General features: G+C 73.1%; 24 protein-coding genes. 17 read left to right on the forward strand and 7 right to left on the reverse strand.

All coding sequences use genetic code 11. The features are described from left to right. Positions 1-85 precede the first annotated feature (85 nt). Complete coding sequence (locus SPOPO_RS0116210) at positions 86-2,047, forward strand: linalool dehydratase/isomerase domain-containing protein (RefSeq protein ID WP_019875927.1); 1,962 nt, start codon at positions 86-88, stop codon at positions 2,045-2,047. 71 nt (positions 2,048-2,118) lie between these two features. On the opposite strand, the gene SPOPO_RS0116215 is transcribed toward SPOPO_RS0116210, so the two are convergent. Then, complete coding sequence (locus tag SPOPO_RS0116215; RefSeq protein WP_084671179.1) at positions 2,119-2,727, reverse strand: cytochrome P450; 609 nt, start codon at positions 2,725-2,727, stop codon at positions 2,119-2,121. Here SPOPO_RS0116215 and SPOPO_RS29990 point away from each other — a divergent pair. Then, positions 2,633-3,358 carry a hypothetical protein gene (locus SPOPO_RS29990; protein WP_019875930.1) on the forward strand — a complete coding sequence of 242 codons (726 nt, stop codon included), beginning with the start codon at positions 2,633-2,635 and terminating at the stop codon, positions 3,356-3,358. The two genes, SPOPO_RS0116215 and SPOPO_RS29990, sit on opposite strands and share 95 nt — an antisense overlap. A 57-nt stretch (positions 3,359-3,415) precedes the next feature. Here the strand turns inward: SPOPO_RS29990 and SPOPO_RS0116225 are convergent, their stop codons facing one another. Continuing rightward, complete coding sequence (locus SPOPO_RS0116225) at positions 3,416-4,222, reverse strand: class I SAM-dependent methyltransferase (protein WP_019875931.1); 807 nt, start codon at positions 4,220-4,222, stop codon at positions 3,416-3,418. Positions 4,223-4,325: 103 nt separating this feature from the next. Between SPOPO_RS0116225 and SPOPO_RS0116230 the strand changes: the two genes are divergently transcribed. Genes SPOPO_RS0116230 through SPOPO_RS0116240 form a run of 3 tightly spaced genes read left to right on the forward strand, consistent with a single transcriptional unit; the run spans position 4,326 to position 9,298 of the window. Beyond that, the gene (locus SPOPO_RS0116230) at positions 4,326-5,732 is read left to right on the forward strand and encodes an ABC transporter substrate-binding protein (protein WP_019875932.1); all 1,407 of its coding nucleotides are present in this window, start codon (positions 4,326-4,328) and stop codon (positions 5,730-5,732) included. Further along, entirely contained in the window at positions 5,729-6,715 is a 987-nt protein-coding gene (locus SPOPO_RS0116235; protein ID WP_156869950.1) for a hypothetical protein, read from the forward strand. Before SPOPO_RS0116230 ends, SPOPO_RS0116235 begins: the two co-directional genes overlap by 4 nt. 27 nt (positions 6,716-6,742) lie before the next feature. Then, on the forward strand, positions 6,743-9,298 hold the full coding sequence (locus SPOPO_RS0116240; protein WP_019875934.1) for an ABC transporter permease subunit: 2,556 nt from the start codon (positions 6,743-6,745) through the stop codon (positions 9,296-9,298). On the opposite strand, the gene SPOPO_RS0116245 is transcribed toward SPOPO_RS0116240, so the two are convergent. Then, positions 9,284-10,456 carry a PucR family transcriptional regulator gene (locus tag SPOPO_RS0116245; RefSeq protein WP_019875935.1) on the reverse strand — a complete coding sequence of 391 codons (1,173 nt, stop codon included), beginning with the start codon at positions 10,454-10,456 and terminating at the stop codon, positions 9,284-9,286. The genes SPOPO_RS0116240 and SPOPO_RS0116245 overlap by 15 nt on opposite strands. 192 nt (positions 10,457-10,648) lie before the next feature. On the opposite strand from SPOPO_RS0116245, the gene SPOPO_RS29995 reads away from it, so the two are divergent. Next, complete coding sequence (locus SPOPO_RS29995) at positions 10,649-11,038, forward strand: TraR/DksA family transcriptional regulator (RefSeq protein WP_019875936.1); 390 nt, start codon at positions 10,649-10,651, stop codon at positions 11,036-11,038. Here the strand turns inward: SPOPO_RS29995 and SPOPO_RS32960 are convergent. Further along, positions 10,999-11,961, reverse strand: a complete 963-nt coding sequence (locus tag SPOPO_RS32960; RefSeq protein WP_084671182.1) for a universal stress protein — start codon at positions 11,959-11,961, stop codon at positions 10,999-11,001. The genes SPOPO_RS29995 and SPOPO_RS32960 overlap by 40 nt on opposite strands. 119 nt (positions 11,962-12,080) lie before the next feature. On the opposite strand from SPOPO_RS32960, the gene SPOPO_RS0116260 reads away from it, so the two are divergent. Together SPOPO_RS0116260 and SPOPO_RS35905 are read left to right on the forward strand one after the other, a co-directional pair. Then, positions 12,081-12,509 carry a MarR family winged helix-turn-helix transcriptional regulator gene (locus tag SPOPO_RS0116260; RefSeq protein WP_019875939.1) on the forward strand — a complete coding sequence of 143 codons (429 nt, stop codon included), beginning with the start codon at positions 12,081-12,083 and terminating at the stop codon, positions 12,507-12,509. A 55-nt stretch (positions 12,510-12,564) separates the two neighbouring features. Beyond that, on the forward strand, positions 12,565-12,693 hold the full coding sequence (locus tag SPOPO_RS35905; RefSeq protein ID WP_019875941.1) for a cupin domain-containing protein: 129 nt from the start codon (positions 12,565-12,567) through the stop codon (positions 12,691-12,693). Positions 12,694-12,829: 136 nt separating this feature from the next. Here SPOPO_RS35905 and SPOPO_RS30010 read toward each other — a convergent pair whose 3' ends face one another. Next, positions 12,830-13,378, reverse strand: coding sequence for a hypothetical protein (locus SPOPO_RS30010; protein ID WP_019875942.1), 549 nt, complete (start codon positions 13,376-13,378; stop codon positions 12,830-12,832). 128 nt (positions 13,379-13,506) lie between these two features. Between SPOPO_RS30010 and SPOPO_RS0116275 the strand changes: the two genes are divergently transcribed. The 5 genes from SPOPO_RS0116275 to SPOPO_RS0116295 all read left to right on the forward strand — a co-directional run bounded on the left by SPOPO_RS0116275 (position 13,507) and on the right by SPOPO_RS0116295 (position 17,023). Next, entirely contained in the window at positions 13,507-14,184 is a 678-nt protein-coding gene (locus SPOPO_RS0116275; protein ID WP_211210910.1) for a hypothetical protein, read from the forward strand. A gap of 37 nt (positions 14,185-14,221) precedes the next feature. Then, a complete protein-coding gene (locus tag SPOPO_RS0116280) occupies positions 14,222-14,461 on the forward strand; it encodes a hypothetical protein (RefSeq protein WP_019875946.1) in 240 nt (79 codons plus the stop codon). A gap of 23 nt (positions 14,462-14,484) precedes the next feature. Next, positions 14,485-15,267, forward strand: coding sequence for a thioesterase family protein (locus SPOPO_RS0116285; protein ID WP_019875947.1), 783 nt, complete (start codon positions 14,485-14,487; stop codon positions 15,265-15,267). Between the two features lie 51 nt (positions 15,268-15,318). After that, positions 15,319-15,999 (forward strand): GOLPH3/VPS74 family protein, encoded by a 681-nt coding sequence (locus tag SPOPO_RS0116290; protein WP_019875948.1) that lies wholly within the window; start codon positions 15,319-15,321, stop codon positions 15,997-15,999. 127 nt (positions 16,000-16,126) lie between these two features. Beyond that, a complete protein-coding gene (locus tag SPOPO_RS0116295) occupies positions 16,127-17,023 on the forward strand; it encodes a hypothetical protein (RefSeq protein ID WP_019875949.1) in 897 nt (298 codons plus the stop codon). 1 nt (position 17,024) lies between these two features. Here the strand turns inward: SPOPO_RS0116295 and SPOPO_RS33835 are convergent, their stop codons facing one another. Continuing rightward, entirely contained in the window at positions 17,025-19,157 is a 2,133-nt protein-coding gene (locus SPOPO_RS33835; RefSeq protein WP_019875950.1) for an acyl-CoA dehydrogenase family protein, read from the reverse strand. Positions 19,158-19,312: 155 nt separating this feature from the next. Between SPOPO_RS33835 and SPOPO_RS0116305 the strand changes: the two genes are divergently transcribed. From SPOPO_RS0116305 to SPOPO_RS0116320, 4 genes are all read left to right on the forward strand, one after another. Further along, on the forward strand, positions 19,313-19,948 hold the full coding sequence (locus SPOPO_RS0116305; protein ID WP_019875951.1) for an exopolysaccharide biosynthesis protein: 636 nt from the start codon (positions 19,313-19,315) through the stop codon (positions 19,946-19,948). 57 nt (positions 19,949-20,005) lie between these two features. After that, a complete protein-coding gene (locus tag SPOPO_RS0116310; protein ID WP_019875952.1) occupies positions 20,006-20,866 on the forward strand; it encodes an LLM class F420-dependent oxidoreductase in 861 nt (286 codons plus the stop codon). Between the two features lie 84 nt (positions 20,867-20,950). Further along, on the forward strand, positions 20,951-23,287 hold the full coding sequence (locus SPOPO_RS0116315) for a molybdopterin oxidoreductase family protein (RefSeq protein WP_051098618.1): 2,337 nt from the start codon (positions 20,951-20,953) through the stop codon (positions 23,285-23,287). Continuing rightward, positions 23,284-23,766, forward strand: a complete 483-nt coding sequence (locus tag SPOPO_RS0116320) for a hypothetical protein (protein ID WP_019875954.1) — start codon at positions 23,284-23,286, stop codon at positions 23,764-23,766. The genes SPOPO_RS0116315 and SPOPO_RS0116320 overlap by 4 nt, the downstream gene beginning before the upstream one ends. A 22-nt stretch (positions 23,767-23,788) precedes the next feature. Here the strand turns inward: SPOPO_RS0116320 and SPOPO_RS0116325 are convergent, their stop codons facing one another. Next, entirely contained in the window at positions 23,789-24,535 is a 747-nt protein-coding gene (locus tag SPOPO_RS0116325; protein ID WP_019875955.1) for an oxygen-binding di-iron domain-containing protein, read from the reverse strand. Between the last annotated feature and the right edge of the window lie 73 nt (positions 24,536-24,608).

Raw genomic sequence — 24,608 nt, forward strand, 5'->3', positions numbered from 1 at the left:
AAAGGTTGACACCCCTGCGACGGCGGAAGAGTCTGGTACCGCACGGTACCAGTTGATGCCCACTCGCCCGAGAGGAACCGGTGGCGTGACGACCCTGGCCCACCCGAACGCCGAAGCAGACCTCCTGATCAGTCCGCGGACCGGGGGAGGTCCGGTCGCCAAGGTGCGCCGCCGGCGCAGCGTCGCCGTCTGGATCGTGCTCTGCGTCCTCGGCGCGTTCCCGAGCCTGCTCGACGCGGGCGCCGGCCGGCAGGCCGCCGGGCTCGGCCTGTTCTTCCCCGGTGCCGGGTTCCTCGCCGCCGAGGGCTGGATGGTCGTCCTCGTCCTGCCGTGCCTGCTCCTGATGGGCCTCGCCTGGGTCGCGTGGTTCGGCGCGGGCATGGTCGTCGCCCCGGTGATCGTCTGGCTCGGCTCCGCCGCGGCCGCCGGTGCCCTCGTCGGCGACACGACCGACGCGGGCCTGCCGATCGTCGCCGCCGTCACCGTCGTGGGTCTGCTCGGCGGTGCCGTCGCCTCCCGTGCCCAGCAACGCAAGGCCGTCGCCCGACGGGAGGAGCGCAACACCGTGCTGCCCGCGCAGCTCGACGAGGTGAACGCGATCCGCGCCCGGGCGATCGCGGCACCCAAGGCGCCCGAGATGAGCGCCGAGCAACTCAAGGGGATCCGGTACGCGCTCGACCTCGCGATGCAGCCGAAGGACGACTGGAGCGGCTTCAACCGCGTCGACCAGTTCCAGACCTCGGCGCTGCGCTACCAGATCAACCAGCTCGGCTGGATGCTGGCGCTCGCGCAGAGCCGTTACGCCCCGAGCCACCACGGTGAGCTGAGTGAGGGTCAGATCCGGCTGGTCGACCGGTACCTGCAGAAGGACGTCTGCAGCTACTGGCGATACGAGCGGGCCTGGGGACACCTGCGTCTCGACGCCGACCCGATCGTTCGCGACAACATCATGCTGACCGGCTACGTCGGCCTCAACCTCGCGCTCTACGAGGGCAATACCGGCGACTTCCGCTGGGACGCCCCCGACGCGCTGCCCTTCGCCGTCAGCAAGCGGCGCGTGTACCCGCACAGCTCGCTGGACGTCCGCGACTCGTTGCTGGCGAACTACGCTCGACACACCGACGACTACTGCTTGTTCCCGTGCGAGCCGAACTGGATCTACCCGGCCTGCAACTTCCGCGGCGCCGTGACGCTCGCCGGCTACGACCGCGCCCGCGGCACCGACCACTGGCCGCGCCTGCGCGATGCCTTCCGCGCCAAGCTCGAGGCCGAGTTCATGCGCCCCGACGGGACCTGTATCTCCCTGCGCTCCGAGCACACGGGCTTCGCCGTCCCGTTCCCGATGCCGGACTCCGTCCTCGCGAAGGAGCTCAACGCCGTCCTGCCCGAGCTGGCCCACCGCTACTGGGCGCTGGTCCGCTCCGAGCTCCTGCCGGTGATCGACGGCGAGCGCCGGATTCTCCTCGACAAGGCCAACGTCGACTTCGGCAACTACACCCTCTCCGACGCGTTCGCGCTCGCCTGCTACCACGGCTCCGCGCGCGAGATGGGGGACTACGAGGTCGCCGACCTCGCGATGGCCCGCCTGCTCGACGTGCTGGAGTGGGACGAGACCGAGACCTATTTCCCGGGCCGCTCGACGCTGGTGAACGCCACGATCGCGACCGACCGGCTGCTCGAGGTCGACGCCTGGCGGACGGCGGTCAACGTCCCGACCGACCCGAAGATCCGGTCCGGACCGGTCCTCGGCCGCGCCGGGTTCCCGGAGGTCCTCGTCGCCGCGGCCCGCTCCGACGGCGCCGCGCTCGACCTCGTCCTCTCCGCCCGGACGCCGGGGGAGTACGAGCTGCATTTCGAGCGGCTCCGCCCGACCGTGCGCTATCGAGTGAGCAGCGGGACTGTCGGCACCGCCGTCGAGGTCATCGCCGACGCCACCGGCACCGCCCGCGCGACCGCCGCCCTCGACGCCCGGACCGAACTCCGCCTCACCCCGGCCCGTAGCTCGGCGACCGACCTCGCGGCCGCCTCCCTGTCAAAAAAAGGGTGACACCCCTTACTGCGCAGTAAGGGGTGTCACCCTTTTTTGACAACGGGGCGGCGCCGGCGCGAACCAGGGGGTCAGGCGCGGTCGAAGAGGAGGTCGAGGCGGGAGACGCCGCGGAGGATGTAGCTCGGGATCCGCTCGGGGGTCCGGCCGGCGGGGTCGAGGCGGAGGTTGGTGGTCCGGGTCAGGAGGGCCTCGAGGGCGATGCGGCTTTCGGCCTTGGACAGGTTGCTGCCGAGGCAGAAGTGGGGGCCCTGGCCGAAGGCGAGGTGGGCCCCCTCGCCGCTGCGGTCGAACTTGATCGTCTCGGGGTCGGCGTACTGCTCCGGGTCCCGGTTTCCCGAGCTGTAGCAGAGCAGCAGGTGCGCGCCGGCGGGGACGGCGACGCCGGCGATCTCGGTGTCGACGAGCGCGGTCCGGTAGAGCCCGGTGATCGGGGACTCGACGCGGAGGGACTCCTCGATCAGCTTCGGCGCCAGGGACAGGTCCGCCCGGACCTGCGCCATCAGCTGCGGCTGCTCGAGCAGGAGCATGACGGTGGCCGTGATGTGGGTGGTCGTGGTCTCGTTACCCGCGATGAGGAACTGCGTGAGCATCGTCAGCAGTTCGTCCTGGCTGAGCGACTCGCCGTCGACCCGGGCGTGGACGAGGTCGCTGATCGAGGAGCCGATCGACCTGCGCATCGACGACAACGAGATGACGTGGGAGGAGGGCTCGCTGCTCTCGCTCAGCGGCCCGCGTCCGACCCTCGGTGGTCAGTTCCTGTCGACGATGCGCGACGAGCCGCTCGCCTACGCGAGCCAGCCCTACTGGCTGACCGGCACGATCCTCGGCGAGCGGGTCGAGGGCCCGATCTTCTTCGACCAGGTCTACTTCCGCCACGGCAGTGAGTGGAAGGAGTACCCGTACTACACCGACGTCCAGATCGTCTGGAACATCTTCGCGAACAAGTACGCCGACGGGACGATCGAGTTCGGCAACATCACCAAGGGCCGCCGCCGCTGGGGCGCGGGCATCGTCGCGGAGGGCAACAAAGCGATCGCCGAGGCGAACTACGTCGGCGCCGAGTTCGAGGTCGACGCCGACGGCTACGTCACCGGCGCGAGCTACGACCTCGGCCCGGCCGGCGTCTGGGACTTCGTCGGCGACCCGGCCCAGCAGCTCTCCGGCTTCAACAAGGCCCGCTGGGGCGGCTACCGCGCCCAGGGCGGCATGACCCGTCGCCGCGGCGACACCCGCGAGGTCGTCTCCGGCTGGACCTGGGTCGAGGCCTTCAGCGACCGCATGAAGGAAGAAGAGCTCCTCCGGCACTGACCCGCTCGTACGTCCGAGGATGTGGCTGCAATTGCAGCCGCATCTTCGGACGCAACGTCAGTCGCGGACGGCGATGATCGCGGTCGCGCCGAGGTTGTGACGCAGCCGGTGCATGACGCGCCAGAGGTGCGCGACGCGGCGGGTGACGACGGGGCGGCGGAGGATGTTGCCGACCAGCCGGGCCGTGCCGGCGACGCCCTCGTCGCGGACGACGGTGGCGGGGGAGAGCAGCAGCATCGGGGACGGCGCAAACACCGTCACCTGGAAGCCGTGCTCGGCGAGGAGGTCGGTCCACTCCGCGCGGGTCAGGGGCCGGGCGCCGACGCGGACGGCCTGGCTGATCTGGATGCCGACCTCCCGCTTCCGCTCCGCGGGCAGGTCGTCCGGGGTGAGCAGCAGCTCGTGCAGGCCGAGGCGGCCGCCGGGGCGAAGGAGCCGCGCCGCCTCGGTGAGGATCGCGGCCTTGCTGGAGTTCGTCTCCAGGCTCAGGCACGCCTCGCCGTAGAGAACACTGGCCGAACCTGTTGGCAGGCCCGTGTCGGACGGGTGCGCGACCACGCAGGTGTAGGGCACCGCGCTGACCTGACGGCGGGAGCGCTCCGCCTCCACCTCGGTGCGGTCGAGGCCGTGGAAGCTCCGCGGGCGCAGCGCCTCCACGCGGCGGACGGTGGTGCCGAGGCCGGGCGCGAGGTCGACGACGTCGTCCTCGGGACCGATCCCGAGGCCGCGGAGCATGACGTCGCTGACGTCGCCGCCACCGGGCCGCATCACGGTCTTGCCCATCTGGGCCAGCAGCCAGTGGGCGGGCATCGTCGCCGGGTCGAGGCCCGCTCCCGGGTCCGGCAGCACGCGCTCGGTGGCCATTCTCACGCTCCGATATCGGGCCGTTTCTGGTCAGAGGATACATAACTTAGCTTAGGCTCGCCTCACCCGATTGCCTGTTTCCAACCCCTGCCGGAGGGCCCCCGTGACGTACCCCCGCGCGCTGGTCGCCGTCCTCGCGGCCTCGCTGCTGGCTGCCGGATGTTCCGGCTCGGACGACGACACCACCGCGGCGCCGGACGCGGTCGCGACCGTCGAGAGCCGGCCCGAGACCCCGGTCCTCGACACCGGTGCCGACACCGTCGACCCCGCGCTCCCGGGCACCGACCCGAGCGCCGCGCCGACGGGTTCGCCCGACCCGGGAAACCCGGCCGCCGGGACCACCCCCGCCCCCGAGGCGTCCGCGGCGACCGACGCTGTCGGCAGGGCCAAGGACAACGTCGCCGCCGTCACCGGCGGGAAGCAGCCCGCAGCCGGGCCGGCCGTCGTCAAGCTCGGCGGGGTGTTCCCGCTCTCGGGCCCGCTGGGCTCGGTGGGCACCGCGATGATGGAGAGCGTCCAGGCCGTCATCGCCCAGACCAACGCCGCCGGCGGCGTCCGCGGCACCAAGTTCGAGCTCGTCGTCGAGGACGACCAGTTCGACCCCGTCCGCGGCAAGGCCGTTGTCCAGAAGCTCATCGAGCAGGACAAGGTCTTCGCCTTCGCCGGGATCTTCTCGCCGTTCACGACGCAGGCCGCGCTGCCGGTCATCCGCGCCGCGAAGGTGCCGGTGTTCCCATCCGGCTCGGACGACCGTGAGTTCGGCGAGCCGATGCTCTTCCCGGTCACGAACCCGTGCGGCCGCCAGATGGCGGGCAACGTCCAGCACTTGGTGTCCGAGCGCAAGCTCGCCAAGCTGGCGGTCGTCTACGTCAACGTCGAGGCCGTCTCGAACTGCGCCAAGTACTTCACCGCCGTCGCGAAGAAGCTCGGCGCGGACGTCGTCTTCAACGGTGCCACCGCGCCCGGTGCGCCCGACTGCGCGAGCCGCATGGTCGCCGCCCGCGCGTCCGGCGCCGAGGCGCTGATCGTCATCACCGAGAACCTCGGCACCGTGAAGTGCCTGCAGGCCAAGGACCAGCTCGGCTGGGACGTGCCGGTGTCGATCTCGTACAACAACACCGACGACCCGGTGATTCTGCGCGGTGCCGGCAAGGCGGGCGAGGGGATGCTTTCCTCCAGCCCGTTCACCGGCGCCTCCAGCGCGGCGTTCGCCGAGCAGTGCGGCGCGATCAAGAAGTTCTACCCGGAGTCGCGGCTGCAGTTCTTCTCGATCGTGGGATGCCTCGGGACGAAGCTGCTCATCGAGGGCGTCAAGATCGGCGGGTTCGAGCGCACCGGCCTGATCTCGGCGCTGGAGTCCGGCCGGACGTTCTCCTTCGGTGACCTGGTCCCGCCGCTGAGCTACGCCAATGACCAGCACCTGCCCTACGACCTGACCGCGACGGTCGAGGTGAAGGACGGCACGTGGGTCCGCGTGGGCAAGCTCTACACCCCGGCCGGTGTCGAATGACGGCCCGTTGGACCCGCCCGGTGTTCGCTCCGGCGCTCGCCGCGGTGCTCGCCGTCGGTGTCCCCGCGGCGCTGGCGACGCCGGCTGAGGCCGTGACGCAGCTGTGCGGCGCCACGTCGCTGTCGGTCGCGCCGGAGGCCGGCCCCGCGAAGACCCTGCGCGCCGGCAAGGCCGTCGCCCGCGGGCTGTTCGTGACCTACAGCGACAACGACACCGTGCTCGACGGCGGCACCATCGCGCCCCCGGACGTGAGCTCGCCGCTGGCCGAGGCCTCGGTCGACCGCACCGGGTTCGGCCAGGCGATCGCCTCGCCGTTCTACAGCCCGTACAGCGACGCGGCCGGTCTGCCGAACGCCTTCACCGGCGCGGAGCTGCCGACCGGTGCGATCAGCGAGCCGAGCCGCGCCAAGGTCGCCGGCCGTCCCCCGCAGGACTCTCAGCTCGCCGTCGGCGGGCCGGGAGGCACCTCGTGCGTCCGGATCACCGACGGCCCGCTGGCCGAGGCCGCGGCCGTCGTCGCCGACCTCGCGCCGGGTGTGACCGCCCGCGTGGGTGACGTTCGTGCGCTCGCCGGTCCCGCGGCCACCGGATCGCTGTCGACCTCGAAGGTCGTCCTGCTCGACGTCCTCCTCGGCACCCTGCACATCGAGCAGATCGTGCTCGACGCGCGCGCCGTCGCGGACGGGGCCGCGGGCGAGGGCGCGGCGACGAGCCTGGTCTCGGGTCTCACCGTCGGTGGGCAGGCGTTCCGCCTGACGCCGAAGGGTTTCGAGCCGGGGCCGGGGACGCCGGACCTGTCCGCGCTGAAGGCCGCCGGCATCGAGCTGGTGCTGCCGGGCAGCGCGACGCACACGGCCGCGGGTGACCGCTCGCTGGCGCGGGCGACCGGCCCGACGCTCCGCCTGACGACGCCGGACGGCCGGGTGCTCACGGTCGTGCTGGGTGAGGCGATCGCCGACGCCCAGCTCGACCGCATCGGCTGACCTGCCTGATCTGACGGAGCCTCAGACGTGCTGGACCTGGCCCTCACCGGCCTGCCGCTCGGGGCGATGTACGGGCTGGCCGCCCTCGGTCTGCTCGTCGTGCACCGGACGACGGGGAACGTCGACCTCTCCCTCGGGGGAGTCGCGGCGGTGGCGGCCTACGTCTACCACCACGCCAGCACGGGGGGCGGGCAGCCACGAGCGGTCGCGTTCGTGGCTGCCCTCGCGGTGGCGGCGGCCTGCGGTGGGGTGAGCGCGGCCGCCGCGCGCGGAATTGGGCCCGACCGCCCGATCACCGCCGCGGTCGCGAGTTTGGCCTGGGGCGGCGTGCTCACCGCGAGCTGCGTCCTGTTCTTCGGGCGGGACGTCCAGTTCGTCGCGCCCTGGATGGGCGGGCATCGCTTCGACGTCGCCGGCACGACGCTGTCGGCCCATCAGATCCTCGTCATCGCCGTCGCCTTGGCCGCGGTCGCCGCGGGGGCGGCCGTGCTCCGGTTTTCCGCGGCCGGCCTCGCCTGGCGGGCCTGCGCGGACAACGCGCTCGGCGCGGTCCTCATCGGTCTGCGGCGCGGTCGCATCGAGGCGGGCTGCTACGTCCTCGCCGCGCTGCTCGCCGGCCTGGCCGGGGTGCTGCTCGTCCCGCTGCTCTACCTCGACGCCACCGCGCTCACGCTGTTCTTCCTGCTCAAGCCGGCCGCGGCGGCGGTCGCGGGCCTGCTGGTCAGCCTGCCGATCGCGTTCGGCGCCGCGGTCGCGATCGGGGTGGGCGAGAGCATGGCGGTCAGGTACCAGGACATCCCGGGTCTGGGGGAGAGCGTTCCGTTCGCGGTCGCGGGTCTTGCGCTGCTGGCCCGGCGGGCGCGTCGTGCCCGGGAGTCGCGGGACACCGCCCTCGCCACCGGCCCGACGCACCCGCCGGGCACCGGACGGCTCGCCCCGGCGGCGGTCGTGCTGGTGTTCGCCCTCGCCGGCACCCCGTTGCTGACGGCCTATCAGGCCACGATCGCCGAGCTCGCGGCCATCACCGCCCTGCTCGCCGCCACCCACGTGGTCCTCACCGGGTGGGGCGGTCGGCTCTGCCTCGCCCAGCCCGCGTTCGCCGGGATCGGCGGCATCGTCGCGGCCCGGTGCGCGGCCGAGGCGGGATGGCCGTTCCTGCTCGCCCTGGTCGCCGGCGCGTGCGCGGCCGCCGTGGCCGCCGCGGTGCTCGGAGTCTTCGTCGCCCGCGGCGTCACCGGCCTCCCGTTCGCGCTGCTGACCGTCGCGTTCGGCGCCGCCGTCCACGGCACGCTGTTCACCTGGCCCACGTTCGCCGGCACCGCCGAGGACCGGACGCTGTCGGCCGCCTCGATCGCGGGCATCGGCCTGGGTGGGCACCGCTTCACGGCCACCGTTCTCGTGGTCACCGCACTCGCGTTCCTGGGCCTGCGCACCTTCGCCCGGTCCCGCCTCGGAGCGGCGCTGGTCGCCGGCCGCGAGCACGATCGCGCCGCCGCCGGGCTGGCCGTGCCGGTCGTGCGTGCGCAGATCGCGGCGCTCGTCGTCGCGGGCGCCCTGGCCGGTCTCGCCGGAGCCCTGACGGCGTATCAGCTCGGCACGGTCGCGCCGGAGCAGTCCCACCCGCTGACCGCGCTGCCGATCCTGTCGGCCGCCGCGCTGGGTGGCCTGGAGTCCCCGTGGGGTGCGCTGCTGGGGGCGGTGCTGCTCACGGTGGCGCCGGAACTCCTGCGCCAGGCCGACGCCCCCGACCTTGCCGCGCTGGTCTCGCCGGTCGTCCTGCTCGCGGTCGTGCTGCTCCGGCCCGGTGGGCTGGTGAGCCTCCGCCGCCCGGTGCGGCGCCCGGTGCGGCGCCCGGCGTTGCGCGGCATGACGCAGCCGACCTCGGGGGCGCTCACCGTCCGCGGCCTGACGGTCCGTTACGGGTCGCGGACAGCCGTCGACGGCGTGGACCTGACGGTCGAGCCGGGGGAGGTCGTTGCCCTCGTCGGGGCGAACGGCGCCGGCAAGACGAGCCTGCTCGACGCGGTGGCCGGGGCGGTGCGGCCCGCGGCGGGGACGGTCCGCGTCGCCGGCCGTCGCGACGGCCTGATCGTGCGGACCCTGCAGTCCGGCGGCCTGTTCGGCCGGCTCACGGTCCGGGAGAACCTCGCCCTGGCCGCGCGCTGGCACGGCCGGGCCGAGCCGGAACTGCCCGCCGATCTCGCCGACCTGGCGGACCGGGACGCGGGTTCCCTCGCGCACGGCACCGCGCGCCTGGTCGAGATCGCCCGCGCCGCGTCGCTGCGGCCGGCCGTCCTGCTGCTCGACGAACCCGCGGCCGGTCTGAGCCGGTCCGAGGCCGACCGGATGCTGCGCCTGGTCCGCGAGCTCGCTCCCGACGCCGCGGTGCTGCTCGTCGAGCACGCGCGGCACGTCGTCGACGCCGCCGACCAGGTCGTCGTCCTCGACGCCGGTGCCGTCCTCGCCGAGGGTCCGCCGGCGGAGGTGCTCGCCGACCCCGTCGTCCGGGAGGTCTACCTCGGCGTGCCCGCCTCCGGCGAGGTCGCAGCCGAGCCCGAGGCCGTTCGGTCAGGGCAGGCGTAGCTCCTGGTTGTTCGGCCACCCGAGCAGCCGGGCGCCGACGACCGCCACGTTGAGCGTGAACCGGTCGTGGGACTCGCTGACGGCGAACCCGGTCAAGGCGGCGACCCGCTCCAACCGGTAGTCGACGGCCCGGACCGAGAGGTGCAGCCGGCGCGCGGCCTCGGTGACGTTGCCGCCGACGGCGAAGTACGTCTCGAGCGTCCGCAGCAGTGGCTCGGGCCCGCCGCGGGCAGCGAGCAGCGGGGTGAAGACGGCGTGGACGAGGTCCGCGATCGCGGCGTGGTCGCGGGCCACGACGCGGTAGACGAGCAGGTCGCGGGCCCGCAGGACGTTGGTGTCCAGCGGTAGTCGCCGCATCAGCGCGAGGGCCTCGCGGGCCTCCTCGTAGGATCGGGCGATGCCGTAGGCGCCACTGTGCGGGCGACCGACGCCGATGCCCCACGTTCCGCCGTGATGCTTCGTCAGTTCCTTGTGCAGCAGGTCGCCCACGTCACCGCGGGGGTCGGGTTCGGTCTCGGGAACCAGCACGACGACGACGTCGTCCTTGTCGGCGACGAGCACCTCGCGGTCGCCGAACCGGTCGACGACGCTGCGCTCGAGTGTCGTCGCCGCGCCCTCGGCCGCCGCCCCGCCGCGGAGCGGGAACGCGAGCGCGATCTGGTGCGGCCGCGCGAGGTCGAGTCCGAACGGCTCGGCGCGTTCGACGAGCGCGGCCACGTCGGCGTCGCCGCGGAGCAGGTCGTCGACGAACCGGCGGCGCTGGCGCTCCTCCTCGTACGCGGCCTCCCGACGGCGGGCCTGGTGGCCGGCGACCAGGGCCGCGACCGCGTCGTCGACGACGCGCAGGACAGCCTCGCCGGCGGAGCGTACGGTCGCCGGGTCGGCGGGGTCGGTGCCGATCGGGAGCTCGCGCCAGAGCCGCCAGGCCGCGGCCAGGTAGAGCCGGACGGCCGCCTCGGCCGAGATGCCCTCGTCGGCGGCGCGCGCACCGAGGTGCCGGATCGCCTCGAGGTCGACCTCGGAGGCATGCTCGCCCGAACGCCCCGCCTGCTCCAGCAGCGCGAGGTACTCACCGAGCAACTCCGGGGGAGCCCCGGAGGCGTCGCCGGCGGCGTCCAGGACCGCCCGGACCGCCGGTGAGGGGGCGCTGGTGACCACCGTGACCTCCTGGCTCGGCGACGCGGATGTTTGCCGGAATCCCGCAATCAGCTTAGCGGGAGTCGTCCGGCTTCGCCCCTGGCTCCACCGCGGAAACGGACCGATAGTGGAGGGAGAGCCGTCCGCCGGGGCGGCCTGAGCCGTCTTCGGCGCCTGCTTCGCCGATTGCGGGTTTTCTGAAAGGGGACACCCATGTCCGCTGTCTCACTGCAGACCGACTCGGCCGGGTCCGGCGAGACCCTGCCGGACTACCGCGAGCTGCTCGTGGCCCAGTGGCGCACGCAGCTCGACGACGTCACGCGGCTGTCGATCGACGTGGAGTCCTCCCGCGACGCGGACGGCCAGGCCGTCGGGGGCGCGCGGACCGAGGAGTCCCGCCTGGCGGCCCGCCTGCTGGCCGCGGCCCGCCGTCAGCTCGAGGAGACCGAGGCGGCGCTCAAGCGGCTCGACGAAGGCAAGTACGGCATCTGCGACGGCTGCCGGCTGCCGATCCCGCCGGCGCGCCTGGAGGCGCTGCCCGCGGCGCGGCTGTGCGTCTCGTGTCAGAGCACCTTCCGCGCGTCCGCGGGGGACCGCGACTGACCGCCCCGGGCCCCGCCACCCAGGCGGGTGCGCGCGGCTGCCGACCCGACGACGGCGACCGGGCACTGCGCCGCCGGCAGCAATCGCTGCCCGACCGAGCGCAGGTCCCACGGCCGGCGGGGGCTCCGCCCGGCGGAGCCGAGCACGAGCAGTGCCGCTCCCGCCGACTCGCGGAGGAGCACGGTCGCGGCGTCGCCCACGGGACCCGCGACGGAGACGTCGAGGTCGGGGAACTGCTGCTGCCCCGCGGTGATGGCGGCCCGGATCTCCGGGTCCCGCACGGCGGCCTCGCCCGTGGTGGCGGGGCTCCCGTGCGGGACGCCCGCCAGGGCGTTGAGCGTCGCGTCCTCGGGCGTGACGTGGACGAGCGCGAGCGGGACCCCGCGCTGCGCGGCCGCGGTGAACCCGAACTCGACGGCCGCGAGGCCGGCCGGGCCGGGCGTCACGCCGACGACGACGCGGGGTGGGGCCGGCATCGGCACGAGCTCGCGGTGCCGGACCACGACGACGGGGCAGGGCGTCCGCGCGGCCAGACGGCCGGCGACGGACGGGGAGAGCAGGCGGCGCGTCGCCGAGCGGTTGCGGCGGCCGACGACGAGCAGCGGCGCGGAGAGCGCGGCCTCGCTCAGCGTCCGGATCGCAGGGCCGCGGAGCAGGGCGGCGTCCACCGGAAGGTCGGAGTCGACGAGCCGGGCTCGGTCCATCGCGCTCTCCAGGACCTCGACGGCGACGGCGGCCGCGGTGCGGAGCCGCGCGTAGGTGTCGAAGCCGGAGGGGTCGAGGCTCGGCGTCGGGCGCAGGACGTGGACGATCCGCAGGCCGAGGCCGCGTGCGCCCGCCTCGGCGGCGGCCCACTCGACGGCGTCCGTCGCGCTCGCGGCCGCGTCCACGGCGACGAGCACTCGCGTCGATGTGTCGGCCACGGTTCCTCCTGGCGGTGCTTTCTATCGTAACACGATATTTACCGCCGGACGGGCGTGATCGGAGGGCCGGCCGGGGACGCCCGTGATGAGATAGGGCCGTGGCAGGACGGCGCCGGGATGTGGGCTCGCAGACCCTGACCACCTCGGAACCGCTGACCAAGTCCGACTTCGAGGCCCTGGCCCGGTTCCGCTTCGGCATCCGGCGCTACCTGCGCTTCAGTGAGGACATCGTCCGCACCCTCGGACTGACCCCGCAGCAGTACCAGTTGCTCCTCGCGATCAAGGGCTTCCCCGACCGCGACTGGGCACTCGTCCACGAGCTCGCCGACCGGCTCCAGCTGCGGCACCACAGCGTCGTCGAGCTGATCAACCGCGCGCAGGCGCAGGACCTCGTCGTGCGGCAGCCCCACCCGGACGACAACCGCGCCGTCCGCGTCGTCCTGACTCCGCACGGGGAGCAGGTCCTGAGCCGCCTCGCCTCCCTCCATCGCGATCAGCTCAAGCGCATGGGGGATGCTCTGGCCCTGCCGATCTGGCACGACGAATGACAACCGGAGGACGTTCGATGGAGAGTCCGTCGCTGACCGCCCTCGCACCGTCCGCATGAACGCCGGCGACGAGTCGTGGACCGGCTCCGCCGGCGACCACCTCGCGATCCCGCCCCGCCGCCACGACCTCCACGCCGACACCGACGCCGTCGTCCTCCTCACCGTCGCGACCCGCGCCTCGTGACCCCCTGATCGAGCGTTGTCGAAAAAGGGTGACACCCCTTACTGACGAGTAAGGGGTGTCACCCTTTCTTGACGGCGGCGGCCGCCGCCTCGAACAAGGGGTGTCACCCCTTATCGAACAGCGGACTGACGTTACGTCAGAAACTGCCGCCCCCGTCGAAGCTGCCGCCGTCGAAGCCGCCGCCCCAGCTGTGGCCCTCGGAGGGGCCGGACCAGTCGATGCCTCCCTCCTGGGCGGCGTCCATCTCCGAGCCGGTGGGGTCGCCGGACATCGCGGCGGCGATCGACGTGCCGACGTAAGCCCCGGCGATGCCGGCGAGGAGGGAGCCGGCCATCAGGCCGCCGGTCCCCAGGCCGCCGGTGCCGAGGCCGCCGAAGGTGCGCTCGAGGGTGCCGGGCTGGCGCATCTCGGCGCGGGTGGCGGCGCGGGCGAGGGTGTCGGGGTCGTCGGAGGTCGGACGCTCGTGTTCCGGCGTGACGGTGGTGAGCTCGGCGAGGACCTGACGGCGCTGATCCGGCGTCAGGGCGGCGAAGGCCTCGGCGTGGGCGTCCTCGACGGTCTCGGGTGGAGCGGTCCGCAGCAGGTAGCGGTAGCGCTCGATCGCCTGATCGTCCGCGGAGGTCGACCCGGACCGTTGCGCAGGCACGTCCGGCTCCAGACCGAGCAGTCGCTTGAGCAGGCCCATGACAACCTCCGGTGACCGCGGGTCGACGCGCTCGACGATCCCCTTCCCCGCGCCGAGCGGTTCGAAGCCCGCGCGGCTTGATCATCCCCGCGCCGGGTAGGAGGACCGACTGCGACGAAGGGGACGACGTGGAGCGAGCAGTACAGCTGGGCCGGACCGCGGCGGACGCGGGCAGTACGGCACTCGCGGCGGTGTTCGGGACGGTGGCGAAGGTTCGCCCAGCGCCCAAACCCCTGCACCCGGCCGGGACGCAGGTGCCCGGGACTCTCCGGCGGTGGGGCTCCCGCCGCGCCTGGGGTGTGCCGTGGGTCGACGAGGCCGGGGAGGACCGCGTCCTCGTCCGCTTCTCGCGCGCGACCGGCCTGCCCGACCCGCTGCCGGACATCCTCGGCCTGACGATCCGGGTGCAGCGTCCCGACGGGCCCGCCGACCTGTTGCTCGCGACGACGGGCACGGGCGTCCTGACGAAGTTCACGCTGCTGCCGCGCCGCGACCCCGGCGCGGACTACGGGACGCTGATGGCCTACCGCACTCCGACCGGTCCGCTGTGGCTGTTCGCGCGCGGTGACGGCCGCGGCCCGTTCCCGCGGCGGATCACGCTCTCGGCCGCCGACGCGCGCGGCGGGGTGGCGCCGTTCGGCGAGATCGTCCTCGACGCCGAACCCGATCCGACCGACCCGGTCATCTCCTTCGACCCCGTCGAGAATCCCTTGCCGGGACTGGAGTTCTACCCCTGGGAGCAGCGCCTGCGTGAGGGTGCTTACGCCGCGGCGCGATCCGTGCGTGGCCGGGAGAGGTCCGGGTAGCGCCCTCGGTGAGACCGAACGACACGGGGAGATCTACATGTCGATGACGGCGCGGGAACGGGCCATCCTCGATGCGACTGCCGCGGACCTGTTGGAGACTGCGCCGGCGCTCGCCGGGTTCCTCGCCGAAGGGCCGCACCTGCTGCGGATTCAGGGCGTCCCACCGAAGGAGATCGACGGGTTGGTGCCGGACTGGCAGCCGCCGTCGCGGCGCACGCGGATGAAGCGCAGGCTGGGCTTCGGCAAGCCACGACTGATGCGACCACCGGAGCTCTGATCACCCGTTCGTAGGCTGGCCGCGTGGCAGACGCGTTCTACGAACCCCTCGGTGACGAGACCTACCGCTCGACCGAACACACCGTCGGGCCCTGGGGCCCCGACTCGCAGCACGCCGGACCGCCTTCGGCGCTCCTCGGTCGCGCACTCGAGCGGATGGAGACTTCCTGGCCCGGGACGCTGACGCGGATCAGCCTCGACATCCTCGGCGCTGTGCCGGTCGCCGACCTGCAGGTGCGGACTCAAGTGCTGCGTCCCGGCCGCAACGTCGAACTCGTCCAGGGCGAACTCCTCGCCGGGAACCGCGCCGTGCTGCGGGCCCAGGCGTGGCGGATGCGTACCTCGGCGATCGACCTCCCGCCGGTGCCGGCGGGCGGCCCCGTCGACCCCGTCCCGGAGTTTCCCGAGGAAAATCAACCCTTCTTCGAGTGGGGCGGCGGCTACCTGCGCGCGATGCAGTGGCGGCCGGTGCCCGGGACTCGGCGCGGCGTCGGTCAGGCCGCGGTGTGGGCGCGGATGGGCGTCCCGCTCGTCGCCGGCGAGGAGCCGACGGCTCTGCAGCGGGTCCTCGCCCTCGCGGACTCCGGCAATGGCGTCTCCCACCGCCTCGACCCCGAGGAGTGGCTGTTCATCAACACCGACCTGACGGTCCACCTCGTCGCGCCCCCGGCCGGGGAGTGGATCTGCCTCGACGCCGTCACCCGCCTCGACAACACGGGGTTCGGTCTCGCGTCGTCCCGCATCTACGACCGGGACCGTCTCGTCGGCCTCGGTGCCCAGTCGCTCTTCGTCGCGCCACGTTCCTGACCGTCGTCACCTACCGTGGAGATGACATCTCCAACGAGGGCAGGGGACGGGATGACGCTGATCGCGGAGGACGTCCTGCTGCTGCTGCTCGACGACGAGTCGGGGGCGTTCGCGGCCGGGAGTGACCAGCGCGGCCCGGTGCTGGCCGGCGCGGTGCTCGCGGAGCTGGCGCTCGCCGGGGCCGTCGAGATCGAGACCGAGACCGGGTTCTGGAAGCGGACCCGCGTCACGGTGGAGGACCGCGGCGCCGTGAGCGACCCCGTGCTGCTCGCGGCGCTCGACGAGATCGACCAGAAGCCGCGCTCTCCGCAGGACCTCGTCGGCCGGCTCGGCAAGCGGCTGCCCGACGAACTGTGCGACCGCCTCGTCGAGCGCGGCCTCCTGCGCCGCGAGGAGTCGAAGGTGCTCGGGCTGTTCCCGCGCAAGCGCTGGCCCGCCGCGGACTCCCGTCACGAGGAGGAGCTCCGTGCCGACCTCCGCCGCGTCCTGCTCGACGGCGGCGACGCGGAGGAGCGGACGGGCACCGTGATCGCCCTCCTCTCCGCCGTCGACCTCGTGGCCAAGGTCGTCGACCGCGGCCCGCTCTCCGCCCGCGACCTCAAGAAGCGCGCGAAGGAGGTCGCCGACGCGAGCTGGGCCAGCGACGCCGTCCGCCAGGCCGTTCAGGCGAGCCAGGCCGCGATCCTCGCCGCCGTCGCCGCGGCCGGTGCCGTGGCGAGCAGCGGTTCCTAGCCGCTCCGGTGGAGATGTCATCTCCAGGAGTGGGGTTTCGTTTCGCCTCGATTCGAGTAAGGTAAGCCTTACTTGACTCTGGGTGAGCCCGGCGACACGGGGCGCCCCTGCCTTCCTGAGGACCGACGTGCGCTTCCCCGATCCCACGGCTCCTGACCTCGCCGCTTGGCTGAGCGGTGAGTTCCGCGCGCTCACGGCGACCACGTCCACCGACCCGACGCGACCGTTGAGCCGGGCGCAGGTGCTGGTCGACGACGCGGCCGTGCTCCGCGAGGCGCACCGGCGCCTGCAGGGCCGGGACGTCACGCCGCAGGCCGGCGCGACCTACATCTCCGGCTGGTTCGCCGGCGAGCTCGGGCGGATCGTCGGGCTCGGGCTCGCCTCCGCGGGGGCCGGCCTGGTGCTCGACGGCGGGACGCTGATCTTCGACGTCGTGGAGGAGGGCTGGCCCGAGCGCGTCCGGCCAGGTCGCGTCCGCGCGATCGTGGCGCCGGACCACCCGTGGGCCGGGAGCGCGGACGTCGAGGTCGTGCCCGCCGACGAGGTCCTGCCGCGGACGATGGCGGCGCTCGTCGAGGTGGCGGCCCCGCTGATCGAGGCCTGCCGGGGCCTCGCGAAGGTCAGCGTCTCCGGGCTCTGGGACGAGGTCGCCGACGGGGTCGTCAGCGAGCTCGCCTACTGCGACAAGCTCGACGTGACACCGCTGGCGGAGGAGATCGTCACCGCCGCGGTCGCCGTGCCCGGCATGCCGTGGAAGGCCCGTCCGAAGCTGGTGTGGGCCGAGTCCGACGTCCTCGGCCGCGTGCTCATCGCCCAGAAGGGCGGCTGCTGCCTCGCGTTCACCTGCCGTCGCGAGCCGGCGCCCGAGTCAGAGCTGACGGGCCCTCAGCTGGCGTACCGTCAGCGCTTCGGGCTCGACCCGGTCGGCAAGCGCTACTGCGGGACGTGCCGGTTCCGCGACCTCGACGACGTCGTCGAGCGTCGCGTCGCCTGGGCCGAGCTCAACCGCCGTCAGGCCAGCTGAGTCAGGCGCCGACGAGCCAGGGCCAGAGTTCGCCGTTCGTCTCGGCCACGGCGCGCTCGGCGAGGTGGCGGCCCCAGGTCGCCTCGTTGCCCCACTCGTCCCGCCATGACCACAGCGGACGGGTGAGCCGGTGGAGCGCGTGCTCCTGGCTGACCCCCAGCGCGCCGTGCAGCTGGTGGGCGATGCGGGCCCCGGTCCCGGCGGCGACGCTGGACCGCGCCTTCGCCGCCGCGGTCAGCAGTGACGCGCGCGGGGTGCCGGTCGACGCCACCGCGACGTCGGTGATCGCCCGCGCCGCCGAGGCCTCGGCCGCGAGCTCGGCCAGCGACTGCTGCACCGCCTGGAACTGCACGAGCGCCCGCCCGAACTGGACCCGGTCGTGAAGGTGGGTCGCCGTCAGCGGGACCAGCCGCGCCAGCGCCGCCGCGATCTGGACGCTGCGGGTGAGAGCGCCGGTCCGTTCGACCTCCGCGAGGACGTCCGCGATCGACCGATCCACCGACGCGGTCGCGAGCGGGACGGCGTCGACGGCCACCGCGTCCCGTGGCTCATCGGCGGCGTTGCGGCCCGCCGTGATCGTGGCGTCCGCCGCCCGGACGAGGGCGACGGTCGTGCCGGCGCCGTCGGCGACCGGCACCAGCAGGTGCGACGCCCAGCTCGCCCACGCCACCCGGGACGCGGTCGCGGTGACCCGGCCGCCGGACAGCGTCGCGTCCGCCGCCGGGACGACCACCACCACCTCGGCGTCGTCGGGCAGCGCGAGCCCCGCCGCGGCGAGCAGCGAGGCGGCCCCGATCAGCGTGTCCGCCAGCGGCGAGGGCGACCCGACCAGGGCGGCGGCGACGTCCGCGGCGTCGCGGAGCTCACCCCCGTGCCCCCCGAGCTCCTCGGGCAGGCCGACGCGGTGCCAGCCGTCGTCGAGCATCCGCTTGAGCAGGGCGCGGCTGCGCTCGGGCGCCCAGACCCCGGAAGGCTCGAACACCTCGGTTCCGGCGCACATCGCGGCCACCGCCGCCCCGGCCTCGCTGGCGGGCTTGACGGGGTCGGTGGTGAGGGACTTGGCGACGATCCCGCGCAGGATCTCGTTGGTCCCGCCGCGGAGCGTGAACCCGGGGGAGTGGGTGACCGAGTGCGCCAGGTGCCGCGTCAGATCGTCGGCGGAGTCGGGGTCGGCCTCGCGCGGGTGCAGCCGGCGGGCCAGGTCGATGACCCGCCCTTCGAACCGTGTCCCGAGGTCCTTCACGAGCGCGGCCTCGACTGCCGGCGCTTCCCCGCGGCCGAGGGCCTCGGCCACCGCGGCGGACATCGCGCGCAGCGTCGTCAGCTCGGCCAGCGCGATTCCGAACTCGGCTGACGAGGCGTCAGCAGCGGCGGCGAGCAGGGGAAAGGTCGAGAGGAAGCGCTCGGGTCCGGACCGCTCGTAGGCGAGCTCGGAGGTGACCTGCTTCCAGCCGTCGCCCTCGGCGCCGAGCAGGTCCGCGTCGGTGAGGCGGACGTCGCTGAGCACGACCTCGTTGAAGTGGTGCCCGCCGTCGAGCGACACGATCGGGTTGATCGTCACGCCGGGTGCACGCAGGGGGACGAGGAACTGGCTCAGGCCGGCGTGCCGCGCCTTCGGGTCCAGGGGCGAGGTGCGCACCAGCGCGATCATGTAGTGCGCCTCGTGGGCGCCGCTGGTCCAGACCTTGGTGCCGTTGAGGACCCAGTGCTCCCCGTCGCGGCGGGCGGTCGTGCGCACCGACGCGAGGTCGGAGCCGCTGTCCGGCTCGGACATCCCGATCGCGAAGAAGCACTCGCCGCGGGCCATGGCGGGTAGCAAGCGCTGCTTCTGCTCCTCGGTCCCGTGCTTGAGGATCGACGGACCGGACTGCCGGTCCCCGATCCAGTGGGCCGCGACCGGCGCCCCGGCGGCGAGGAGCTCCTCGTTGACGATCAGACGCTCGCGCTCGGTCCGCGCGTGGCCGCCGTACTCGGTCGGCCAGGTCATGCCGAGCCAACCGCGCGCGGCCTGGGCCCGGCTGAACGCGGGGGAGCAGCCCGAGAGCCAGGCATCGCATTCCAGGCGGATGCCGAGCTCGGCGACCTGCTCGGCGACGAACGCCCGAACCTCGCGCCGCAGTGCTGCTTCGTCCATGGGCTGCTCCTAGGTCTCGCCGCACCGTAGCGGGCCGGTCCGGGCCCTGCCGAGACTGGCTCACTCATTTTAGAGATAGCAAATCTCATTTTGTTGAGTGGAACCGCCACCGGTGCGCCGAGCCTGAACCAAGCCCTCGGGGGTAGGGCCCGGGCATGACCAAGCCGCGGGGCGCGACCCCGGAGCAGGCCACGCCCGAGCGTGCGCTCAGTGACCGCCTCGACGCGTGGCTGGGGGACGACCAGCCGAAGACGCTCGGCGGACTGCTCACGCACTTCGGGCAGCAGGCGTTCGCGGTCGCGTTCGTCCTGCTGATGATGCCCTCGGCGCTGCCGATCCCGACGGCGGGCGTGACGCACGTCCTGGAGGCCGCGACGCTGCTGATCGCGCTGCAGCTGGTCGTCGGCCGGGACGAGCCGTGGCTCCCGCGTCGCGTGCGGGACAAGGAACTGAAGTCGCTGCAGTCGGCGAAGGCCCGGCGGCGCCTGGTCACTCCGTTGCAGAAGGTGGAGAAGGTTGCCCGGCCGCGCTTCGCGCGCACGGTGCAGAGCAACCCGGGGCGGATCGTCTTTGGCCTGGTCGTTGTGGTCTTCGTGATCGGCGCGCTGGCCGCGCCCCCGTTCAGCGGCCTGGACACCCTCCCGTCGGCCGGCATCGTGCTGGTCAGCCTCGGCGTGCTCTTCGGGGACGCGATTCTCGTCGGCGTCGGTCTGCTCGTCGGGGCCGGCGGCATCGGGCTGATGATCGCCCTCGCCGGGACCGTCGCCTCCGCGATGGGCAGCATGGTCTGAGCACTTCCGGCCGCGTCGTCTAATAGGTTTAGATAACGCGGACCGGAAGGAGCGTTCATGGAGATCGGCGTGCTGTTCGGCCTCGCCTACGGGGCGGGTCGGCCGGAGTTCCTCGACCACCTCGCGGTCGCGGTGGAGGAGCGCGGCATCGCGTCGGTGTGGGTCGCGGAGCACGTCGTGCTGTTCGACTCCTACGACAGCCCGTACCCGTACAGCCGCGACGGCAAGGCCCCGCTGCCTGCGGACGCCGGGCTGCTCGAGCCGTTCGTCGCGCTCAGCTATCTCGCCGCGCGGACGACGACGGTCCGCCTCGGCACCGGCATCTGCATCGTCGGCCAGCGCAACCCGCTCTACACCGCGAAGCAGGTGGCGGACCTCGACGTCCTCTCCCGCGGCCGCGTCGACTTCGGCGTCGGCATCGGCTGGTTGCGCGAGGAGTACGAGGCCCTCGGCGTGCCGTGGGCGAATCGCGGCCCGCGCACCGACGACCACCTCGCCGTGATGCGCGCGCTGTGGACCGACGAAGTGTCGTCCTACTCGGGCCGGTACTACGAGCTGCCGCCGAGCCGCCTGTACCCGAAGCCGGTGCAGACGCCGCACCCGCCGATCCACGTCGGGGGCGGGAGTGACGCCGCCCTGCGCCGCGCCGCCCGCTTCGGCCAGGGCTACTACGGCATGAACATCCCGCCGGAGGAGCTGCCGGCCGTGCTGACCCGCCTCGACGCCGAGCTGGAGAACGAGGGCCGTTCCCGCGAAGGTTTCCAGATCTCCATCGCCCCCGCGTTCGGCAGCTTCGGCCCCGGCCTCGCCGACCGCTACCGCGACCTCGGCGTCGACCGCCTCATCGTCCCCCTCGCCGCCTTCGGCCCCGAGGACCTCGACCGCGCCCTCGACGCCCTCACCGCCGCCGGCGTCTGACCCGCTGATCCGTCCGACCCCACTCGAAGGAGACGGACAGGATCCGGCGCGTTAGCCGAAGTGGGAGCCGGGCACGTCCTCGGTATGGACGCACGGATCGCAGAACCCTGGGGCGCACGGACTCCCTACGGGCCGGGGGAGACCTGGCCGGAGCGGGTCGACAGTTTCCTCGCGGACGGGGTGAGCGAGGCCGACGTCGAGCGGTGGGTGCCGACGGCGAGCATCCTGCACTCCAACGGGGACGCGCTGGACGTCGCGGTGGCCGGGGGGCGGATCGTCGGGGTGCGCGGCCGCGCGCACGACCGCGTCAACCACGGCCGGCTCGGGCCGAAGGACCTCTACGGCTGGCAGGCGAACAATTCGACCGACCGGCTCACGCGTCCGCTGATCCGGCGCAACGGACACCTGGTCGAGACCGACTGGGACACGGCGATGGACGCGATCGTCCGCCGCACGCGTGAACTCCTCGACGAGCACGGGCCGTCCGCGATCGGCTTCTACACCTCCGGCCAGCTGTTCCTGGAGGAGTACTACACGCTCGGCGTCCTCGCGCACGGCGGGCTGCGCACCAATCACGTCGACGGCAACACCCGGCTGTGCACCGCGACCTCGGCCGAGGCGCTGAAGCAGAGCTTCGGGTGTGACGGCCAGCCCGGCTCGTACACCGACGTCGACCACGCGGACGTGATCGCGCTCTTCGGTCACAACATGGCGGCCACGCAGACCGTGCTGTGGTCGCGGATCCTCGACCGCCTCGCCGGGCCGAACCCGCCGCAGGTCATCTGCGTCGACCCGCGGCGGACGCCGGTGGCCGAGCACGCCACCGTGCACCTCGCGCCGCTGCCCGGGACCAACCTCGCGCTGATGAACGCTTTGCTGCACGAGGTGATCGTGAACGGCTGGACGGACGAGGACTACATCGCCGCCCACACCGTCGGCTACGACGAACTCGCGAAGCAGGTGAAGCCCTGCACCCCCGAGTGGGCCGCGGAGATCTGCCGCGTGCCGGCGGCGGACATCCGCGCGGCCGCCCGGGTGGTGGGGAGCGCACAGCGGCTGCTGTCCACCGTCCTGCAGGGCTTCTACCAGTCGCACCAGGCGACCGCCGCCGCCGTGCAGGTCAACAACCTCAACCTCCTGCGCGGGATGCTGGGCAAGCCGGGCTGCGGGATCCTGCAGATGAACGGCCAGCCCACCGCGGAGAACACCCGCGAGTGCGGCGCCGACGGCGACCTCGCGGGCTTCCGCAACTGGTCCTCCGACGCGCAGCTCGCGGACCTGGCGCGTGTATGGGGCCTCGACATGCACGACATTCCGCACTACAGCCCGCCGACCCACGTGATGCAGCAGCTGCGCTACATCGAGGAGGGGTCGATCCGCATGTGGTGGGTCTCGGCGACCAACCCGGCGGTGTCGCTGCCGGAGCTCGCGCGGATCCGGTCGATCCTCGCGCAGGAACGGCTGTTCCTGGTCGTCCAGGACATCTTCCCGACCGAGACCACGGAGCTCGCCGACGTCGTCCTCCCCGCCGCCACGTGGGCCGAGAAGGAGGGCACGTTCACCAACGCCGACCGCACCGTGCACTACTCAGGTCGGGCGGTCGACCCTCCGGGTGACGCTCGGTCAGATCTCGACATCTTCCTCGACTACGCCCGGCGCCTCGACCTCCGCAACCGGTCCGGGGGGCCGCTCATCCACTGGACCGACCCGGCGAGTACGTTCGCGGCCTGGCAGGAGTGCAGCCGCGGCCGCCCCTGCGACTACACGGGGCTGAGCTACGCGATGCTGCGTGAGCGCGGCGGCGTCCAGTGGCCGTGCAACGCCGAGAACCCCGACGGGACCGAGCGCCTCTACGTCGACGGAAAGTTCTTCGCCGCCCCGGACTACTGCGAGACCTACGGCCGCGACCTGCTCACCGGCGCCCCGATGGAGCCCACGGAGTACCGCGCGCTCAACCCGGACGGCAAGGCGATGTTCAAGGCCGCCGAGTACACGCCGCCGCCGGAGACCCCGAGCGACGATCAGCCGTTCGTCCTGACGACCGGCCGGACGCTCTACCACTTCCACACCCGCACCAAGACGGCCCGCGCCCCGCAACTCGACGCGGCCGCGCCGGAGGTGTGGGTGGAGGTGGCGGCCGTGGACGCCGAGCGGCTCGGCGCCGACGAAGGCGACGTGCTCGAGATCCGCTCCCCTCGCGGGTGCGTGCGGGCCCCGGCGCGAATCGGCGGGATCCGCGAGGGCGTGGTGTTCCTGCCGTTCCACTACGGCTACTGGGACACCAAGACCGAGGACGACGGCCACGAGCGCGCCGCCAACGAGCTCACGATCACGGCCTGGGACCCGGCGTCGCGCCAGCCGTTGTTCAAGACCGCCGCGGTGTCGGTGCGGAACCTGACGAAGGACGGTGGGCAGCGATGAAGCTCGGCCTGGCCCTGCGGGAGCTGCACCGTTCCGAGACCGAGCTCGCCCAACGGCTGCTGCACGCCGGGGAGCGGCACGAGGCGGACCAGGACGTCTACCACCTGTCCCGCACCCTCGCGGCCTGGTCGACCGAGCACGTCCGCGCGATCGCGGAGCAGGCCCGCCGCTACGACGAGGACCTCGACCCCGAGCCGCGACTGGAGACGCGCCTGGTCGAACGGATCCGGGAGCGCGCGGCCGAGGTCCTCGGCCGGGAACCCGAGGCCGGGTTGCTCCTGCTCCTCGACCTGCGGGAGATCTACCTGGCCGCCGCGGGCGTCTCGGTCGATTGGGAGCTGATCGCCCAGGGAGCCCAGGGCGTCCAGGACCTCCCGCTGATCGAACTCGCCCAGCGCTGCCACGCCGAGAACCTCCGCCAGATGCGCTGGGCGAACGCGAAACTCAAGGAGTCCGCGACCCAGGTCCTGCTCACCTGAGGCGGGCGCGACTGGCAGTCGGTCAGACGAAGATCAGGTCCGCGACCTTGCAGCAGGTCGACCTCTCGGCGAGCGTGTCGGCGAGGCCGCGAAGCATGGCACTGCCGTCGCCGGTGAACGAGGAGCCGTGCATCAGGGCGAGGGTGCGGGGTTCCAGGTCGGCGAGGCGGTGCAGAACGGCCCGGGTGTTCGGGGCCATCGTCATCGCCTGGAACATCTCCTCGGCCTCGACGGCCGGGCAGACGATGTCGCCGTGCACCAGCGCCGGCCCGTTGCCGACGTGGGTGAACAGGTCGCCGCAGAGCAGCGTGCCGGTGGTCTCCTCGAACAGGACCCGCGCCTCCCACCCGTGAGGGACGTGCGGGGTGTCGAGGTGCCGGACGCGCTTGCCGCCGAGGTCCAGCACCTCGCCGTCAGCGAGCGGCACCGGCGGGCGGTCGAGCAGGTCGGCGAGCTGGACGTCGCAGCCGAGCGCCCCGTGCGCGACCTGCGCCTCCGGGGCCGCGCCCAGCCAGTGGTTCACCGCGCCGGACTCGTCCGCCTCGACGTGCCCGAACGCGATCCACCGCAGGTCCCGCGTCGGCCGGATCCGGTTCACCGCCTCGGCCAGCTGCGGGAACATCCGCCGGTGGCCGGTGTGGAACAGCAGCGGTTGCTCGGCGTCGAGAAGGAACTGGTTGAACGTGAACCCCGCCGGCGGGGCGATCTCCGGCACCCAGGTCGACAGGCGGTAGATCCCGTCGGCGATCTCGTCGATCCTCGTCTCCATCGCTGCACCTCCGTCGCGGTCAAGTCGGTGCGCAGACGATGGCAACGGATACGGGTCCCGGGCATCGGGGAAA

Origin of the sequence: Sporichthya polymorpha DSM 43042 (assembly GCF_000384115.1) — a bacterium.
In the GTDB taxonomy this organism is placed as follows: domain Bacteria; phylum Actinomycetota; class Actinomycetes; order Sporichthyales; family Sporichthyaceae; genus Sporichthya; species Sporichthya polymorpha.

What these genes read in the sequence shown, in the direction of transcription:
- SPOPO_RS0116215 (WP_084671179.1), bottom strand. Translation starts at nt 2,727, where the DNA reads ATGCGCAGGTCGATCGGCTCCTCGATCAGCGACCTCGTCCACGCCCGG.
- SPOPO_RS0116225 (WP_019875931.1), bottom strand. Translation starts at nt 4,222, where the DNA reads ATGGCCACCGAGCGCGTGCTGCCGGACCCGGGAGCGGGCCTCGACCCG.
- SPOPO_RS0116235 (WP_156869950.1), top strand. Translation starts at nt 5,729, where the DNA reads ATGACGGCCCGTTGGACCCGCCCGGTGTTCGCTCCGGCGCTCGCCGCG.
- SPOPO_RS29995 (WP_019875936.1), top strand. Translation starts at nt 10,649, where the DNA reads ATGTCCGCTGTCTCACTGCAGACCGACTCGGCCGGGTCCGGCGAGACC.
- SPOPO_RS35905 (WP_019875941.1), top strand. Translation starts at nt 12,565, where the DNA reads ATGAACGCCGGCGACGAGTCGTGGACCGGCTCCGCCGGCGACCACCTC.
- SPOPO_RS30010 (WP_019875942.1), bottom strand. Translation starts at nt 13,378, where the DNA reads ATGGGCCTGCTCAAGCGACTGCTCGGTCTGGAGCCGGACGTGCCTGCG.
- SPOPO_RS0116280 (WP_019875946.1), top strand. Translation starts at nt 14,222, where the DNA reads ATGTCGATGACGGCGCGGGAACGGGCCATCCTCGATGCGACTGCCGCG.
- SPOPO_RS0116290 (WP_019875948.1), top strand. Translation starts at nt 15,319, where the DNA reads ATGACGCTGATCGCGGAGGACGTCCTGCTGCTGCTGCTCGACGACGAG.
- SPOPO_RS33835 (WP_019875950.1), bottom strand. Translation starts at nt 19,157, where the DNA reads ATGGACGAAGCAGCACTGCGGCGCGAGGTTCGGGCGTTCGTCGCCGAG.
- SPOPO_RS0116305 (WP_019875951.1), top strand. Translation starts at nt 19,313, where the DNA reads ATGACCAAGCCGCGGGGCGCGACCCCGGAGCAGGCCACGCCCGAGCGT.
- SPOPO_RS0116310 (WP_019875952.1), top strand. Translation starts at nt 20,006, where the DNA reads ATGGAGATCGGCGTGCTGTTCGGCCTCGCCTACGGGGCGGGTCGGCCG.
- SPOPO_RS0116315 (WP_051098618.1), top strand. Translation starts at nt 20,951, where the DNA reads ATGGACGCACGGATCGCAGAACCCTGGGGCGCACGGACTCCCTACGGG.
- SPOPO_RS0116320 (WP_019875954.1), top strand. Translation starts at nt 23,284, where the DNA reads ATGAAGCTCGGCCTGGCCCTGCGGGAGCTGCACCGTTCCGAGACCGAG.
- SPOPO_RS0116325 (WP_019875955.1), bottom strand. Translation starts at nt 24,535, where the DNA reads ATGGAGACGAGGATCGACGAGATCGCCGACGGGATCTACCGCCTGTCG.